Raw genomic sequence first — 15,996 nt, forward strand, 5'->3', positions numbered from 1 at the left:
CATCGGTGAATCCTCCGAGCGGGACGTCGGGTGGAATGCTCGCGAGCCCGGCGCCGTCACGGGGCCCGATGGGGCTGGGCCCCGTTGCCGGCCAGCAGGTCGCGAGCCTCTTCGACGGGCAGCTCCGCGCCGAGGTGGGCGCCCATGCGCAGCCAGTCGTGGCCCAGTTGCAGCGTCGCCCGCCAGGTGTGGGCGGAGTCGAAGGAGAGCGGGAAGGCGTCGGCGCCCACGGCGGCACGCACCAGGGCGATGAAGCGGCGCAGCTCCGCGCGGAGCGCGTCACCGTCCTCCGCCGATTCCACACCCCGTCCCAGGAGTTCGCATGCGCGCACACCGATCGGCCCGGTGGCGGCGGGGAGGAGGTCCATGCGGCGTACGAGGTCGGCGTCCCCGGGCAGCGGGTTGACGCCGTGGGCGCTGAACAGTCCGCGGAGCGCGGCGTGCACGGCGCGGCGCGCGGTGAGTTCGGCCACCCGCCGCTGGCCCCGTTGCAGGGCTCCGGTCAGATCCTCGACGGCGTTCTCGACGACCACGTTGGACCACACGAGAGCCATGGCCGCGGCGGCGAACCGGTCGGCGGGCAGGGGCATCAGGTCGACGGAGCGGGCTCCGGTGACGGCCGCGCCGCGTACCGACAGGAGGGGCTGCTCGGTGGAGGGCGGCGGGGTCAGGGGGCCGGACGGGGCGGCGAGGGGAAGCGCGGGGGTGACGTTTCCGCCGCCCTTCCAGGCGAGGCGGACCAGTCCGTAGCGCAGGAAGGCGGCGATCAGCCTGCCGGGGTCGGTGACGCCGGTGGCGGCGCTGTCGGCCAGCACGCGGGGCAGCGGCCGGCCCAGGACGAGGGAGCGCCAGACGGTTCCGGCGTCGGCGCCGAGGGCGAACACGTCGCGCCGGCCGCGGACGACGTGGACCCGTTCGCCGGTCTGCCAGGTGGTCACCCGGGCCACGCGTCCGACGGTGAGGCGTTCGGGCCGCCGGGGGACATCGGTGAGACCGAGGGCTTCGGCGAAGTCGAGGCAGGCGGTCAGACGTCGGTGTGCGGCGTCGGCGTCGCCGGGTGGGACGGCGGCCGATTCCAGTACCCAGTAGCGGTCGCGCACGTCCGCCCGTCCTGCCCGGTCCAGTTGCAAGGACAGCCACTTGGGTTCGAGATAGGTCTCGCCGAGGCCGGCCGCCCAGGACTTGACGCTCTGCACGAGAGCGGCGCGGGTCCAGTCGGACGCCTCGTCGCTCTCGCCGAGACACTGGAGTGCCAGCGCGTGCCGCAGGGACTGCCGGGCGCGGTGCGCCCACCAGTCGGCGGTGATCCGGCGGAACCGCTCCACGGGCAGCAGCGCTTTGACCTCCTCGATGAGGGCGTGGCCGCGCAGCGGGTGGCTGTGCAGGACGCGCTGGCAGCGGTTGAGGAGATCCTCGGAGAGCCGGGCCGGCCGTCCGGCCGCGTGCTCCACCGCCCGGAACTGATCGGCGAGTTGACGCACCGACCGGGTGCGGATCTCCACCCGCCTGCCGTCCACGAACAGCAGCGACGGCATCGTGGGCAGGTCGTCGTCGTGGCGGCTCACGAGGAGGAAGTCGATGTCGGAGGAGGGGTTGCCGAACCCCTCGGCTATGGAGCCCTCCAGGGTCACGGCCCATTCGGTGTCGGAGGGGAGTTCCGCGAGGGACTTGTCGAGCAGGTCCTGGAGCCGTTCCTCGGTGAGGATCACTGATGTGTCTCCCTTCGGGGGCTGTCCGCAGCGGCGGCCGTGCTGTCGTGGGGCGGGTCGGCGAGTACGGTGACCGTCCCGGCGGCGCCGTCGACCCGCAGCCGGGCGCCGGTGCGGACCTCGGTGGTGGCGCCCTTCACCTGGACCACGGTCGGAATTCCCAACTCCCGCGCCACAACGGCCACATGGGTCAGTGGGCTGCCGCGTTCGATGACCAGGGCGGCGGCCGAGGACAGCGCGGTCACCCATCCCGGGTCGGTGCGGTAGGTGAGCAGGATGCCGCCGCCGATGTCGCGCGGGGTGTCGGTGACCACGGCGGGACCTTCCGCGACCCCGGGGCAGCAGGGGACGCCGGTCAGTTCGCGGGCGCCGCTGGGGGCCGCAGGGCCACTGTTCCAGCCGGCCCGTTCGAGGTTGCCCGACCAGTACGGCGCGCCGCGGGTGGTGAAGCGGGAGGGTGCGTGCAGCGCGGTGTCGGCCGTCTGTTGCCCGCGCCGCAGCACGACCAGGTCCCGCAGTTCGGTGTGGGCGATCATGCCCTCGTAGGCACCCCGGATCTCCTCCAGGCGGAGGAGGAAGACATCGTCCCACGCGTCGATGGCACCGGCGCGGGCCAGGTCGCGACCCAGGGCGCGCAGCATGCGTTTGGCCGCTCCGAAGGCGCGGGTGCGGCAGAACCTGAGCCGTTCCCGGTCGGCGAGCGCGGTCCGGGCCTTGCCGCGCACCCGTTCGTACACCAGCCGGCGCGGGCGGCTCAGCTGTTCGTCGAGGTAGGCGTCGGCCTCGCCGCCCCGGTCGGGTGCCCCCTCCTCGCTGCTCTCCGGCAGTGCCGCGCGCAGCAGTGTGAAGACGCCCGCCGGATTCTCGCGCAGGTCGGGGACCTCCAGCTTGAGTTCGTCGGGGCTGCGGTAGCCGTAGTCGGCGATGTACGCGTCGACGGCCCGCAGGAAACCGGTGTGACCGGCGTCGCGCAACGCCCGGTGGGCCTCGGAGTCGGGAGTGTCTTCCAGCAGCGCCAGGACCTCGGTGTCGGCACGCGCCAGGCCGGCCAGCTCACGCAGCGCCCATACGGGTTCCACGGACTCGACGGCACCGCCGGGGGCCGCCGCGGCCCAGGTGAACCACTCGGGCGCGTTCGGCAGCCATCTGCGGGTGAGCAGGGCCAGAAGTCCGACGGAGAGCAGGATCGTCGCGTCGAGGGTCTGCATCGGGCCCCATTTCTCGATGAGTTCCCGCTGAAGCCGCCGGAAACGGCGGTAGGTCTCGTCGCCCGGCAGTGCGTCGTAGTCGACATTGTTGAATACCGCGTACGCGCGATAGAAATCTCGATGAAACGTGTTCACCGATTTTCGGATGGTGAGGAATCTCGTGGTGAACACGACCGTACGTGCAAGGCGGGAGACATGGCCGAGCGGTCCGGGCCGGGGAGTGAACGGATGCAGCGTGTCGGCGAGTTCATCGGAAATGCTCTCGGCGACACCCAGGGATTTCTCCAGAACGCGCCGGTTGAGCGGGTACAGCGGGGCGAGGCGCACCATGCGGTACCAGTGGAACAGGTTGTAGTAGACCCGTCCGTGGACGTAGCCGAGCAGGTGCGGGGTCCACTCCTGCACCTCGCGCAGCGCCTCCCCGCGGACCCCGAGGGCGCGGGCGTAGCTGTCGTACACCTTCGCGTACGTGTCGGCGGCGAAGCTGTAGGTGAGCGGGGACACGACACCGCTGAAGCTCTCGACGATGTTGGAGTTGTCCCAGATCCGCAGGTCCAGGCCCGGCTCCGGCGCGGGGTCGGCGGCCTGGGCGAGGGCCGTGACCGGCCGGCTCTGGAGGATCCACAGACCGTCCTCGGCGATCGCCCACTCGATGTCCTGGGGGGTGCCGTAGCAGGCGGTGACGCGGGCTCCCGCCGCGTGCAGCCGGACCAGCCGGTCGGCGGTCAGGGACAGTTCGGCGCGGTCCCCGTCGGCGACGGGCGACACCTGGCAGCCGGGTCCCGAACCGGCGTCGTAGCGCTCCCGCTTGTCGCCGATCACCGTGGTCAGCGGCTCGCCGGTGACGGCGTCCAGGACGACGGTGTCGGCGTCGACGGCGCCCGAGACCAGCCCCTCACCGAGCCCGTGGACGGCGCTGACGACATACCGGTCGGTGCGTCCGCTCGCCGGGTCGGCGGTGAACAGCACACCGCTCAGCTCGGCGGCAACCATGCGCTGCACGATGACGGCGACACCGCCGATGTCGATCGGAAGGCGGTGCTGAGCGCGGTAGCGCAGGGAGCGTTCACAGAAGGCTGAGGCCCAGCAGCGGCGGACGTGGGCGACGACCTCGTCGAGGCCGCGAACGTTGAGGAAGCTGTCGAACTGCCCGGCGAACGAATGGCGTTCCCCGTCCTCCTGCGCGCCGGACGAGCGGACGGCGACGGCACCTCCCCCGGCCAGCCCGTAGGCCAGCCCGATGGCGTCGGTGAGGCGGTCGTCGAGCGGCGCCGCCTCGATCAGGCCGGCGATCTCCGCGGCGATCCGGCCGGCCTTGGGCTCCCAGTCGTCGGCGAACAGCCGCTTCAGGTGTCCGTCCAGTCCCGTTCCGCGGCTGAATTCCGCGAATATGTCCAGGCCGATGACCGACCATCTCGGTACTTGAAATCCGGACGCGGTCAGGGTGTGCAGGTTCTTCCCTTTTCCACCGGCCCATTCGGTGATGAGGGATGCGTCGCTGGACGGTGTGAGGACATGCAGGGACCGGTGTTCGGGTCCCGTGGTGGGCGACAATGCGTTTCCCCTCCGAGGGTGTTGCTCGACCTCGCCCGAATGTTGCACAGCAGGGCCGGTCGAAAAAACTCCGACGGCTCTCAGTAGGCGCTTTTCGGTCGTCGTAGGCTTTTCAAATTCCGGGTCCGGGCCGCTGTCCAGGGCGAACGCCGGGGCCCCGCCGGGTAACGGGACGATCCGGCCGAAGTGGGTCGACCCGGCGCCCGCGGCACACCGGGACACGGAGGGCGAGGGCGGCCGGGTTCGGGAGATATCGGGTGGACCACTGGGCGCCACAAAGCCACACGTTCGGACACCTTCGAGGGTTCGACCAGAAAGGAAAGCAACAAATATTGACGCAATCGACCAGCGCTTGTAACTTCCGACGCAGTCGCCAGGCAGCCTGAACTCGGCTGTCCCAAGGCCGAGTTGTAGCTCCGCCCTCCACCTCGGGAGCACACATGCGCAGAAGAAGATCCGCCCCCTCGCGTCTCGTCCCCTCCCCAGCTGCCGGACCGGCGGCCAGGCTCCGCCGCGCCCTGCTGTCCGTCGCCGCGACCCTCGGCCTCCTGGTGACCGTCCTGGTCGGCATGCCCGGCGTCGCGCAGGCCGCCGCGTCCCAGCCCTGCGACATCTACGCCGGCGCGGGCACCCCGTGCGTCGCCGCCCACAGCACGACACGTGCGCTGTTCGCCGCGTACAACGGCCCGCTGTACCAGGTCACCCGCGCCTCCGACGGCGCGAGCGCCGACATCGGGCTGCTCGCGGCCGGCGGCTACGCGAACGCCGCGCAGCAGGACAGCTTCTGCGCGAACACCACGTGCAGCATCTCGAAGGTGTACGACCAGACGTCCCGCCACAACGATCTGTTCCCCGGCCCCGCGGGCACGGCCGGAATGGGCGCCGACCGGGGAGCCGACGCCGCTGAACTGTCCGTCACGGCGGGCGGCCACAAGGTGTACGGGATCTGGATCTCCCCCGGCGTCGGCTACCGCTCGCACGGCGCCGCGTCGGGCGTCGCGGTGAACGGCCGGGCGGAGGGCGCCTACATGGTCGCCAGCGGCACCCACGTCGGCTCGGCCTGCTGCTTCGACTACGGCAACGCGGAATCGACTCCCGCCGACACCGGCAACGGCCACATGGACGCGGTGTCCATCGCCACCACCTGCTACTTCGCTCCGTGCAGCGGCTCGGGCCCCTGGATCGAGGCCGACCTGGAGAACGGCATGTTCCAGGGCGACAACGGCTCCAACACCGCGAACAAGGGCAACAGCAGTACGTACGTGACGGCCGTCCTCAAGAACAACGGGCAGACCACGTACGCGCTGAAGGGCGGCAACTCGCAGTCGGGCGGCCTGACGACCTGGTGGGACGGGGCGCTGCCCACGCGGGGCGGCTACCGGCCGATGCAGCAGGAGGGCGGCATCATCCTGGGCACGGGCGGCGACAACAGCAACTGGAACATGGGCACGTTCTTCGAGGGCGTCATGGTCGCGGGCTATCCGACCGACGCGGCCGAGAACGCCGTCCAGGCGAACATCGTCTCCGTGGGCTACTCGGGCCAGACCAACGTCCCCAACGGCCCGCAGGGCACCGTCGGCGGCCCCGGCGGCGAGTGCGTCGACGTCGCCGCGGACGACACCGGCGTGAACGGCGCGGCCGTACAGCTGTGGAACTGCCAGTCGTACGCCGAGGACCAGTACTGGACGCACAACGCCAACGGCTCGCTCGGCACCATCGGCCGCTGCCTGGACATCATCGGCAACGGCACCGCCAACGGCACCCAGGTCGAACTGTGGGACTGCAACGGGATCGGGGGCCAGAAGTGGGTGCAGCGCGCCGACGGCTCGCTGTTCAACCCGCAGTCGGGCCGCTGCCTGGACTCCCCCAACGGCGCCACGGCCAACGGCACCCGGCTGCGGATCTGGGACTGCAACGGGTCGGCCGCGCAGAAGTTCGCCGTCAACGCGGGCGCGCCCGTCGTCGGGCCCGGCGGCACCTGTGCCGATGTGGCCGGTGACGACAACGGCTCCAACGCGACGGCGGTCCAGCTGTGGAGCTGCCAGTCGTACGCGGTCGACCAGCACTGGTTCCACAGCTCGGACGGCCGGCTGCACACGCTGGGCCGCTGCCTCGACATCAACGGCAACAGCACCGCCAACGGCACCCAGGTCGAACTGTGGGACTGCAACGGGGCCGGCGGTCAGATCTGGCAGCAGCAGGCCGACGGCTCGCTGCTCAACCCGCAGTCGGGCCGCTGCCTGAACTCCCCCGACGGCGCCACGGCCAACGGCACCCGGCTCCAGATCTGGGACTGCAACGGAGCCGCCGCCCAGAAGTTCGCACTGGGCTGACCGGTCTCGACTCTCCTCGGCCCGGCCGGATTGTCCGGCCGGGCCCGCCCGTGTCCGGGAGGCGGAGGCCTGCGACGAGCGCCCGCGCCGTTTCGCCGGAAGGAGCCCCGCACCCGACCCGTCTGTCCAGATGGTGTCGGCACCGACGGCGTCTGTGGTAATCGACCTGCATGCCGAAAAAGGATCCCCCGGCCGCCGCCCACCAGGACCGGCCCGCCCCTCGGGCACGGCTGTACGCGGCGCTGCGCGACTCCCCGGCCGGCCGGGGATGGCGGCACAGCAGGAGCATCGAACTCGGGCAGAGGTCGCTGGGTTTCGCGGCCCTCGGTTTCCTCACGCTGGTGCCGCTCCTGATCGTCGTCTCCGCCGCCGATCCGGCGCACGGGCGGGGGTTCGCGCAGTGGCTGGGCGACGGGCTCGGAGTGTCGAGGGCCGCCAGGAACGAGGTCGCGCGGCTGTTCGCGGGGCCCGCGCAGGTACGGCAGACCACGACGGCCTTCGGTCTCGCCGCCCTCGCCGTCTTCGGCCTGAGTTTCGGCGCGGCCGTGCAGACCGGCTACGAGAAGGTCTGGGGCCTGCCCCCGGCCCGCTGGTACGCGCGATGGCGCCAGGTCCTCTGGCTCGCCGTGCTCATCGGTTCCCTCTACGTGACCGCGACGACCACGCTGTGGCGCCACTCGGCCGCCGGAACGCTGGCGGCCGAGGCGAGCGCCGTCCTGTTCTTCTGGTGGTCCCAGTGGATGCTGCTCGGCGGAAGGACCGCCGGGAAGGCCCTCCTGCCCGGCGCGGTCCTGACCTCTCTCGGCCTGCTCGGCCTACGGTTCTTCTCGCGTCGCGTCTTCTCACCCCTGATCGCATCGAGCGCCGTCACCTACGGTCCTTTCGGCACCGTCCTGGTGGTCCAGTCCTGGCTGGTCGGCGTCGGCGTCGTCGTCTTCGGCGGCGCGTTGCTGGGGCGACTGACACACGAGGAACTCGCCACCGGGACGAGAGCTCTCCGGCGGCGAATCCGACGACGTGAGCGCTGAGTCCGTGCCGTCGCGCCCTGAGCTCTGTCTCCCGTCGGATCAGTCGGACACGGTGAGCGGGGCGTCGACCCGGTGGTCCGGCGAGGGCGTCGAGGACGGCTCCCGGTCCCAGCGCAGCGCGAGGATCGTGACGGGGACCGCTGCAAAGGCCCCGATGACCACAGCCATGACCACAGCCGTCCAGGTGTCCCAGAAATGACCGGCGGTGAAGGCCGCGATGAGCGGCACAGCCACCACGGCCACAGGTTTCGCCCCCATCGGGACCCGGGGGACGACGGGGCGGCCGGTGGCGAGGCAGCGGGCCCGCCGGGCGCTGCCGAAGGCGGCGATGAACGCCAGGACCGCCGACCACACACCGACCAGGGCGGCTCCGGTGAACAGGGCGGGCGCCTCGTCCGGCAGTCCCGAAAGCCGCTCGCTGACCCCGCCCTGGCTGACGGCGACCACGTCGTTCCGCCACGTGGTGACGTCCACCCGCTCGCCCGGCTCGATGAGTTCCGACAGGTCGCCGTGCCAGTCGAGGTCGATCGACTGGTCGGCGGGAGCCGGAACCGGCGGCCTCAACCTGACACGGAAGACCGTCGACTTGCCGCTCTTTGCGTTCTCGGCGGACAGGACTGTCCCGCGGATCGTACGCAGGCAGCTCCCGCCGCCGTCCCGTACCGCCCCTTCACCGGCGCACGGCCGGGCGTTCCGGAAGGCCGCCTCCGTGGCGACCCGTCCCGGGACGTAGGAGGCCGGGCCCACGGCCACCGCCGACAGAGCCAGTCCGAGCAGGATCCAGGCGACCGCATGCCACCACTCCCGCCGGATCCGCCGCGACACCGGCCGCTGGTCCACCGTCCGCACAACCACTCCCGTGTCTCTTCCGTTCCGGGAGCATTAGGTCACACGCGGCCGACCAGCCGACACGTCGGGTCCCGGAAGCGTCGGACCCCGGCACGACTGCCGGTTTCCGGCAACTTCGAGGACGACACCTCCCGCACGCGGGGAGGTCGATCGCACCTGTTCAGCCGATGAGTTCGGGCGAGAGCAGGTGGTATCGCGCCAGGAGCACGTTGAGGGCGGCGACGATCAGGACCGCGGCCGCGATGGCGAGCAGCGCGCGGCCCGTTCCCCACGGTGTGATGAGAGTGCCGAGGACGCCGCCCGCGAAGATGCCCACGACGGTCGCGACGAGCCTGACCCGGGCCGCGGTCCGCTGCCCGGTGGGCGCGGTGGGTCCGGTGAGGCCGTCGATGAGACGGACCAGGGACACCTGCACCAGCAGGGTCGGCATACCGGGAACGGCCGCGCGCAGGGCCGTGTCCGCGCGCAGGCCCATGGCGAAGCCGACCATGGCGATGACCAGGTTGTCCGGGTGATCGGTGAGTGAGCCGGAACCGTGCCGCCACAGCGCTACGGCACCCGCGAGGGCCAGGAGCACGCCCTCCACGGCCAGTGCGGCCGCGAACCAGTGCCGGTGCCTGGCGAGGAGACCGCTGGTGGCGAGGGCCCCGGCCGCGGCCCCCAGGACGAAGGCCAGGAGGGCGATCGCGGGGCGGGCCACCGGCAGTTCTCCCTCACCCGCGACGGCGAAGGAGAGGAAGAGCAGGTTCCCGGTGGCCAGAGCGGTGAAGACGTGGCCCATGGTCAGAAAGCTGACCGCGTCGACCGCGCCCGCCAGGACGGTGAGAGTCGCCATGACGACGGTCTGCTGGCGATCGCGCCGCGCGGCCGACGCCGGCGATCCGGCTTCATCAGTCATGGGGTCAGTCTCGGGAACGGGGGCTGCGGGACAGCGGTGGCCGGGCCGACACGCGACAGCCGTGCCGCCAATGGACGGTGCGGCGCGCCCCACGCCGGTCCACCAGATCTCAAGCACCCGGCGGCCGTGCGGGCGCGGGCCCGGTGCAGAGCCGAACCGCCGGCGGCCGTGCGCGTGCGGGACCGCGCAGAGCCGATCCGCGGGGCGGTCGACCGCCCGGCGGATCGGCCGCGTCGCCCGCCTCGTAGCCGCTGCTCGCGTCCGTGTGTCGGGGCGACCGGCGGCGACCCAACGCCCGCGGTCGGCGCGACCGGCGGCCGAACCCCCGCCACGTCGTCCGCGCCCGAACCCTCCGGCGCGCCACCCGGCCCGCTGAGGCCTGCCCGGTCGTCTGTCAGGTCAGCCGGGCTGCGGCCGTGTCGAGGGCTTCCTGGGCGGCGGCCGCAGCATCGGACCTGTCCTGGGGCACCAGGCCGATGCGGGTGCGCCGGTCCAGGAGGTCGGCCTCGTCGAGGGCGCCTTCGTGCAGCACGGCCCACAGCAGCGCGGCCCGCGTGACCGGGTGTCCCGGCACCACGGGCTCGCCGAGGCGGGGGTCATCGGCGGCGAGGGCGTGGACGGCGGGGGCCTCGGCGCCGTAGCGGCGGATCAGATGGCCGGGAGCGGCGAGCGACCCGAGCCGGTGCGGGGCCGCCGCCCCGACCAGCGGCAGGGAGGCGGTCGTCGAGGGACCGGCGCGCAGACCCCGGGCCACGACCGCCGCGTCCACGGCGTCCTGGGCCATACGCCGATAGGTGGTGAGCTTGCCGCCGACCACCGTGGTCACCCCGTCGTCGGAGGTGAGGACGGCGTGCCGGCGCGAGATGTCGGAGGTGCGGGCGGCCCCTCCCGAGCGAGCGGGCACGGTGTCGAGCAGGGGGCGCAGCCCCGCGAAGGCGCCGACGACGTCCTGGCGCCTCACCGGGGTGTCCAGGGCGGAGCCGACGACGTCGAGCAGGAAGCCGATGTCCGACTCGGGCGCCTCGGGCACGTCCGGCAGGTCCCCGTCGACGGGTTCGTCGGTCAGGCCGACGTACACACGGCCGTCGTCCTGCGGCAGGACGAGGACGAACCTGTTGCTCTCGCCCGGTATCGGGATGTGCAGTCCCGCGGGCAGCGGTCCGAACAGGTCGGCGCGCAGCACCAGATGGGTTCCGCGCGAGGGACGGATACGGATGCCCTCGACCAGGTCGCCCGCCCACACGCCGGAGGCGTTGACGACCGCGCGGGCCCTGATCTCGCCCTGCTCTCCCGTCAGTTCGTCGCGGACGCGGACGACGGTCCCGCCGAGCTCCAGCGCCCTGACCCGGGTGAGGATCTTCGCGCCGTGGACGGCGGCGGTGCGGGCGAGCGCGGTGACGAGCCGGGCGTCGTCGGTCACCTTGCCGTCCCAGGAGAGCAGTCCGCCGCGCAGCCCGGCGGGGCGTACCGAGGGCGCGAGGTGACGGGCCTCCACCGCGGAGAGGCGGCGCGGCGCGGGCAGGGTGGCGCGCGAGGTGCGGGCCGCCAGCCGCAGGGTGTCCCCGGCCCGGAACCCGGCCCAGGCCAGAGAGGCCTGGCCGCGTGACACCAACGGGGTCAGGGGCAGCACGAAGGGCTGGGCGCGCACCAGGTGGGGGGCCGTGCGCTCCATGAGGACACCGCGTTCGACGGCGCTCTCGTGGGCGACGTCGAGCTGCCCGGAGGCCAGATAGCGCAGGCCGCCGTGGATGAGCTTGGAACTCCAGCGCGATGTGCCGAAGGCGAGGTCGTGGGCGTCGACGGCGACGACGCTCAGGCCGCGCGCGGCCGCGTCCAGGGCGACCCCCGCGCCGGTGGCGCCGAGTCCGACGACCAGGACGTCCACGGTGTCGCCGCCCACGGCCTCGGCCAGTTCACGGCGGCGGCGGGCGGCGGAGAGCGACGATCCCGGCGCCGGGGCGGCCGGGCCGTTCGGACTGCTTGCGGGACTCATGGCGTGAGGGTCCTCTCCAGAAGGATGCGCAGCTCGTCGAGAAAGGCGGTGCTGGTGAGTTCGGGGTCGCCCTCGTCGGTCATGGTCCGCAGCGACAGGGTGAAGGACTGGACCACCAGCAGCACGGAACGGGCCTGCCGTCTCGTGGGGGCGAGCCGCACCGAGCCGTCGGTGTGCCCCTGTTCCAGGGCGTCGCCGAGGAGCTCCAGGAGAGCTTCCTGGCTGGCTCCGCGGCGGTCCAGTACGTAGGGGAGCAGGAGTTCGGGGTCGACGTCGATGATCTTGCGGAAGAGCGGGTGGGCCCGGAAGCCCTCCACTCCGGCGACGAGCCCGTCCACGATCAGGGTCCGCGTGTGCCCGTCCGGCTCCGGTTCCGGCATGGCGCGCGTCGCCACGTCGATCCACTCACGGGTCATCAGGTCGCCGACCAGCGACCGTACGTCGGGCCAGCGCCGGTAGAGCGTCATGCGCGAGACGCCGGCGCGGCGGGCCACGTCGGTCAGGGTGGTACGCCGGACCCCGACCGCCAGGACGCAGTCGCGAACGGCGTCGAGGACGGGGTCGCCGTCCGAGTGGTTGTGACGAATAGGCGTCATGTGTCACAGTGTAACGCCTTGAGCGACCGTGCGGCAGACGGCCCGTCGCGAACCGACCGATGAGGACTACGTTCATGGACATGCTGTGGAGTGGCTGGGGCGACCCGGCGAAGGCGGCACCGCTGCCCGACTCGGTGACCGGGCTGCTGCGCGATCTGCTCGGCGTGAAGCCGAGCGAGACCGCCCCGCCCGCCCTTGACGAGATCCCCCTCCCCGAGACCCCGGCGGCCCCGGCCCTGCGCGCGCTCGCGGACGCCGTCGGCGGCGCCGAGCACGTACGCACCGACGCGGAGAGCCGGATCCGGCACACCCGCGGGAAGTCCACGCCCGATCTGCTGAAGATCCGGGCGGGCGACGCCGTGGACGCCCCCGCGGCCGTCGCCCTGCCCGCCACCCACGACGAGGTCCTCGCCGTCCTGCGCGCCTGCGCCGAACACGGCCTCGCCGTCGTGCCGTTCGGCGGCGGCACCTCCGTCGTCGGCGGCCTCGCCCCGGAGCGCGGCGCCTTCGTCGCGCTCGACCTGCGCCGGATGAACGGCCTGCTCGCCATCGACCCCGTCTCCCGGACCGCGACCCTCCAGCCGGGGCTGCGCGCACCCGACGCGGAGGCCCTCCTGGCCGAATACGGGTTCACCCTCGGGCACTTCCCGCAGTCCTACGAATGGGCCACCATCGGCGGATTCGCCGCAGCCCGTTCCAGCGGCCAGGCCTCCGCCGGATACGGCCGCTTCGACGAGATGGTCCTCGGCCTCACCCTCGCGACCCCGCAGGGCACCCTGGACACGGGCCGCGCCCCCCGCTCGGCGGCCGGCCCCGACCTGCGTCAGCTGATCCTCGGCTCCGAGGGCGCCTTCGGGGTCATCACCTCCGTCACCGTACGGATCAGGCCGCTCCCGCGGACCCGTGTCTACGAGGGGTGGCGGTTCGCCTCGTTCGAGGAGGGCACCACCGCTCTGCGCCGGCTCGCCCAGGACGGCCCGCGCCCCACCGTGCTGCGGCTGTCCGACGAGACCGAGACGTTCATCGGCCTCGCCCAGCCCGACGCCATCGGATCGGACGAGGCGTCGGCCACCGCCGGATGCACGGCGATCGCCGGGTACGAGGGGACCGAGGAGGAGACCTCGCGTCGCCGCGAGGAGGCCGCGGAGGTCCTGCGCGCCGCCGGGGGCACCTACCTGGGCGCCGAGCCCGGCGACCGCTGGGCGCACGGCCGCTACTCGGCGCCGTATCTGCGCGACGCGCTGCTCGACGCCGGGGCCTTCGTCGAGACCCTGGAGACGGCGACCTTCTGGTCACGGGTTCCCGAGCTCTACGCCGCCGTGCGCACCGCGCTCACCGAGACGCTCACCGCCGCGGGCACCCCGCCCCTGGTCATGTGCCACATCTCGCACGTCTACGAGAACGGCGCCTCGCTCTACTTCACCGTGGTCTCCGCGCAGGGCGACGACGCCGTGGCTCACTGGGCACCGGCCAAGGAAGCCGCCAACGAGGCCGTGCTCGGCGCGGGCGGGACCATCAGCCACCACCACGGCGTGGGCACGGACCACCGTGACTGGTATCTCCGCGAGGCGGGACCCCTGGGCGTCGAGGCCCTGCGAGCCGTCAAGCGGCGGCTGGACCCCGACGGCGCTCTCAGCCCCGGGATCCTGCTGCCCCTCGACTGACGCCCGCCGCGAACGTCCCGCGGCAGCCGCGGCCCCGGTGCCGTCCGCCGTACCGACATACCGACGTACCCAGGTTCCGCCCCAGCCCCGCTCCCCTCCCACCCGTCACTGCCCGGAGGCACATCGATGCGACAGTTCACCGCCGTCGTCAATCCCACCGCGGGCGGCTCCACCGGGGCGGCCGCGCTGCTCCCGGTCGCCCGCCTGCTGCGGGAGGCCGGAGCCGGACTGGAGACCGAGTACAGCCGTAGCCTGGCCCACGCGCAGGAGCTCGCACGGCGCGCCGGGGAGCGGGGCCGGATCGTCCTGGCCGTGGGCGGCGACGGGATCGCGGGCGGGATCGGCGGTGCCCTCAGCGGTACGGACACCGTGCTGGGCCTGATACCGGCCGGCCGCGGCAACGACTTCGCCCGCGCGCTCCGGCTGCCCACCGCCGCCGCGGACCTGACCCGCGTCCTGCTGCGCCACGAGCCGCGCCGCGTCGACACCATCGAGGTGGAGTCGGCGGTTCACCCGCGCACGGTGGTACTCGGCAGCGTGTACGCGGGAGTCGACGCGCTCGCCAATCAGCACGCCAACCAGGCGCGCGTACTGCGCGGGGCCGCCTCGTACTACGCGGGAGGTCTGCGCGCGGTCACCGGCTGGCGTCCGGTGTCGTACCGCGTCACCGTCGACGGGGAGGAACACTTCCACCGCGGCTACACCGTCGTGGCCGCCAACTCCGCCTACTACGGCTCCGGGCGGATCATCGCACCGGCGGCCCTGACGGACGACGGCCTGCTGGACATCGTCATGATCCGCCAAGCCCCGCGCCGACTGTTCTTCACCCTCATGAACGAGCTGAAGACCGGCGCGCACATCGCCCGGCCCGAAGTGGTGATCCTGCGGGGCCGGGAGATCCGCATCGAGGCCGACCGGCCCGTGCCCTACGGCGCCGACGGGGAGGTAGAGGCCACCCTCCCCGTCACGGCCCGAGTACGGCCGGGCGATCTGGCCATGCTGTTCTGATCACCCGGCCGGGCCGCGCCGCCGTACGTCAGCCCGCGGTGGTCTCGCCGCTCGCGCTGCCCGCCAGCCACTGGTCCCAGCTCAGGTTGAAGGAGGCGAAACCGTTGTCGGGCGAGGCCTTCGCGCGCGGGGAGCCGGTGACGGACACCGGGTCGCCCTGCTTGACCTGGCCGTAGAACCACTTGGCGTCGGACATCGACAGGTGGACACAGCCGTGTGAGCCCCGGGCACTGCCACTGCCGGGGTTGGGGTCACCGGTCGAGTAGTGGACGTAGGTCCCGGACTGCGTCAGGTGGACGTCCCAAGGAAGGGTCAGGTCGTAGTAGTTGGGGGCGCCCTTGGTGCAGCTGATGCCGACGCTGCACGAGGTCATGTGGACCTTCTCCTGCTTGTCGATCACCGCCATCACGCCGTTCCACGTGGGGTACTCGGCGCTCCCGGCGTTGATCGACAGCGTCCGTACGGGCGCGCCGTTCTTCGTGACCTTCATCGTGTGACCCGTGACGGACACATCCGCGCGGACGTCGTCGCCGACGGTGAAGTCGTGCACGTAGGACCGCGTACCGTAACGGCCGTTGCCGTTGGCGACACCCTTCAGGTCGGCGGTGACCTTCACCTTGGTCCCGGTCGCCCAGTACGACTTGGGCCGCCAGTCGGCGCGCCGGTCGCCGAACCAGTGCCACGCGCCCGTCATCGGCTGGGAACTGGTGACCTTCATGTGCTTCTCGACGCCGGCCCGGGCCTTCTGGCCCACCGGGTTGGTGAAGATCACCGAGATCGGCATCGCGACGCCGACCGTGGCGCCGGTCTGCGGCGTGATCGTCTCCAGCAGCATCGGCGGCCCGGCGGGCTTCGATGGAGACGGCTTCGCGCTGGCGGCCGGCTTGCCGGGACCGCCCTTTCCGTCGTCTGAACTCGCCTTCGGTGTACCCCCGCCACAGGCGCTGGCCCCCGCCAGCACCGCAACCATGACGAGTGACATCGATATCCCGCTACGTCGCTTCACATTTACCCCGGCTCACAAATCGTGCCTGCCTCACTGTCCTCTTGGACTGCGGACGCCGGTCCGCGGTTGCAGTTGATGTGTAAAGCGCGGTTCAAAACACGACTCGGGAGGCCCTCGCCCGCGCCGGCGCGACGCGAAACACGTGCGGTG

Annotated in this window: 11 protein-coding genes; 4 read left to right on the forward strand and 7 right to left on the reverse strand. The window is 72.4% G+C overall.

Features of this window, described 5'->3' with window-relative positions; all coding sequences use genetic code 11:
- Positions 1-56 precede the first annotated feature (56 nt).
- Together ABZV42_RS03995 and ABZV42_RS04000 are read right to left on the reverse strand one after the other, a co-directional pair.
- A complete protein-coding gene (locus tag ABZV42_RS03995) occupies positions 57-1,709 on the reverse strand; it encodes a hypothetical protein (protein ID WP_356050857.1) in 1,653 nt (550 codons plus the stop codon).
- Positions 1,706-4,471 carry a phosphoenolpyruvate synthase gene (locus ABZV42_RS04000; RefSeq protein WP_356050858.1) on the reverse strand — a complete coding sequence of 922 codons (2,766 nt, stop codon included), beginning with the start codon at positions 4,469-4,471 and terminating at the stop codon, positions 1,706-1,708. Before ABZV42_RS04000 ends, ABZV42_RS03995 begins: the two co-directional genes overlap by 4 nt.
- 440 nt (positions 4,472-4,911) lie before the next feature.
- Between ABZV42_RS04000 and ABZV42_RS04005 the strand changes: the two genes are divergently transcribed.
- Together ABZV42_RS04005 and ABZV42_RS04010 are read left to right on the forward strand one after the other, a co-directional pair.
- Positions 4,912-6,804 (forward strand): arabinofuranosidase catalytic domain-containing protein, encoded by a 1,893-nt coding sequence (locus tag ABZV42_RS04005; RefSeq protein WP_356050859.1) that lies wholly within the window; start codon positions 4,912-4,914, stop codon positions 6,802-6,804.
- 170 nt (positions 6,805-6,974) lie between these two features.
- Entirely contained in the window at positions 6,975-7,832 is an 858-nt protein-coding gene (locus ABZV42_RS04010; protein ID WP_355979710.1) for a ribonuclease BN, read from the forward strand.
- 39 nt (positions 7,833-7,871) lie between these two features.
- On the opposite strand, the gene ABZV42_RS04015 is transcribed toward ABZV42_RS04010, so the two are convergent.
- From ABZV42_RS04015 to ABZV42_RS04030, 4 genes are all read right to left on the reverse strand, one after another.
- A complete protein-coding gene (locus ABZV42_RS04015; protein ID WP_356050860.1) occupies positions 7,872-8,687 on the reverse strand; it encodes a hypothetical protein in 816 nt (271 codons plus the stop codon).
- Between the two features lie 154 nt (positions 8,688-8,841).
- The gene (locus tag ABZV42_RS04020) at positions 8,842-9,579 is read right to left on the reverse strand and encodes a YoaK family protein (RefSeq protein WP_355979715.1); all 738 of its coding nucleotides are present in this window, start codon (positions 9,577-9,579) and stop codon (positions 8,842-8,844) included.
- Positions 9,580-9,973: 394 nt separating this feature from the next.
- Positions 9,974-11,572 (reverse strand): glycerol-3-phosphate dehydrogenase/oxidase, encoded by a 1,599-nt coding sequence (locus ABZV42_RS04025; protein ID WP_355979718.1) that lies wholly within the window; start codon positions 11,570-11,572, stop codon positions 9,974-9,976.
- Positions 11,569-12,168, reverse strand: a complete 600-nt coding sequence (locus ABZV42_RS04030; protein WP_355979721.1) for a TetR/AcrR family transcriptional regulator — start codon at positions 12,166-12,168, stop codon at positions 11,569-11,571. The genes ABZV42_RS04025 and ABZV42_RS04030 overlap by 4 nt, the downstream gene beginning before the upstream one ends.
- 74 nt (positions 12,169-12,242) lie before the next feature.
- On the opposite strand from ABZV42_RS04030, the gene ABZV42_RS04035 reads away from it, so the two are divergent.
- Entirely contained in the window at positions 12,243-13,832 is a 1,590-nt protein-coding gene (locus tag ABZV42_RS04035) for an FAD-binding oxidoreductase (protein ID WP_356050861.1), read from the forward strand.
- Between the two features lie 126 nt (positions 13,833-13,958).
- Positions 13,959-14,840 (forward strand): diacylglycerol kinase family protein, encoded by an 882-nt coding sequence (locus ABZV42_RS04040; RefSeq protein WP_356050862.1) that lies wholly within the window; start codon positions 13,959-13,961, stop codon positions 14,838-14,840.
- A 28-nt stretch (positions 14,841-14,868) separates the two neighbouring features.
- On the opposite strand, the gene ABZV42_RS04045 is transcribed toward ABZV42_RS04040, so the two are convergent.
- Positions 14,869-15,822, reverse strand: coding sequence for a L,D-transpeptidase (locus tag ABZV42_RS04045; RefSeq protein WP_355979727.1), 954 nt, complete (start codon positions 15,820-15,822; stop codon positions 14,869-14,871).
- Between the last annotated feature and the right edge of the window lie 174 nt (positions 15,823-15,996).

The sequence above is a fragment of the Streptomyces sp. NPDC005281 genome, from assembly GCF_040607495.1.
Classification (GTDB): Bacteria; Actinomycetota; Actinomycetes; order Streptomycetales; family Streptomycetaceae; genus Streptomyces.

Excerpts from the sequence above, each read along its gene's own strand:
- ABZV42_RS04005 (WP_356050859.1), top strand. The coding sequence starts at position 4,912 with ATGCGCAGAAGAAGATCCGCCCCCTCGCGTCTCGTCCCCTCCCCAGCT.
- ABZV42_RS04010 (WP_355979710.1), top strand. The coding sequence starts at position 6,975 with ATGCCGAAAAAGGATCCCCCGGCCGCCGCCCACCAGGACCGGCCCGCC.
- ABZV42_RS04020 (WP_355979715.1), bottom strand. The coding sequence starts at position 9,579 with ATGACTGATGAAGCCGGATCGCCGGCGTCGGCCGCGCGGCGCGATCGC.
- ABZV42_RS04025 (WP_355979718.1), bottom strand. The coding sequence starts at position 11,572 with ATGAGTCCCGCAAGCAGTCCGAACGGCCCGGCCGCCCCGGCGCCGGGA.
- ABZV42_RS04030 (WP_355979721.1), bottom strand. The coding sequence starts at position 12,168 with ATGACGCCTATTCGTCACAACCACTCGGACGGCGACCCCGTCCTCGAC.
- ABZV42_RS04035 (WP_356050861.1), top strand. The coding sequence starts at position 12,243 with ATGGACATGCTGTGGAGTGGCTGGGGCGACCCGGCGAAGGCGGCACCG.
- ABZV42_RS04040 (WP_356050862.1), top strand. The coding sequence starts at position 13,959 with ATGCGACAGTTCACCGCCGTCGTCAATCCCACCGCGGGCGGCTCCACC.
- ABZV42_RS04045 (WP_355979727.1), bottom strand. The coding sequence starts at position 15,822 with ATGTCACTCGTCATGGTTGCGGTGCTGGCGGGGGCCAGCGCCTGTGGC.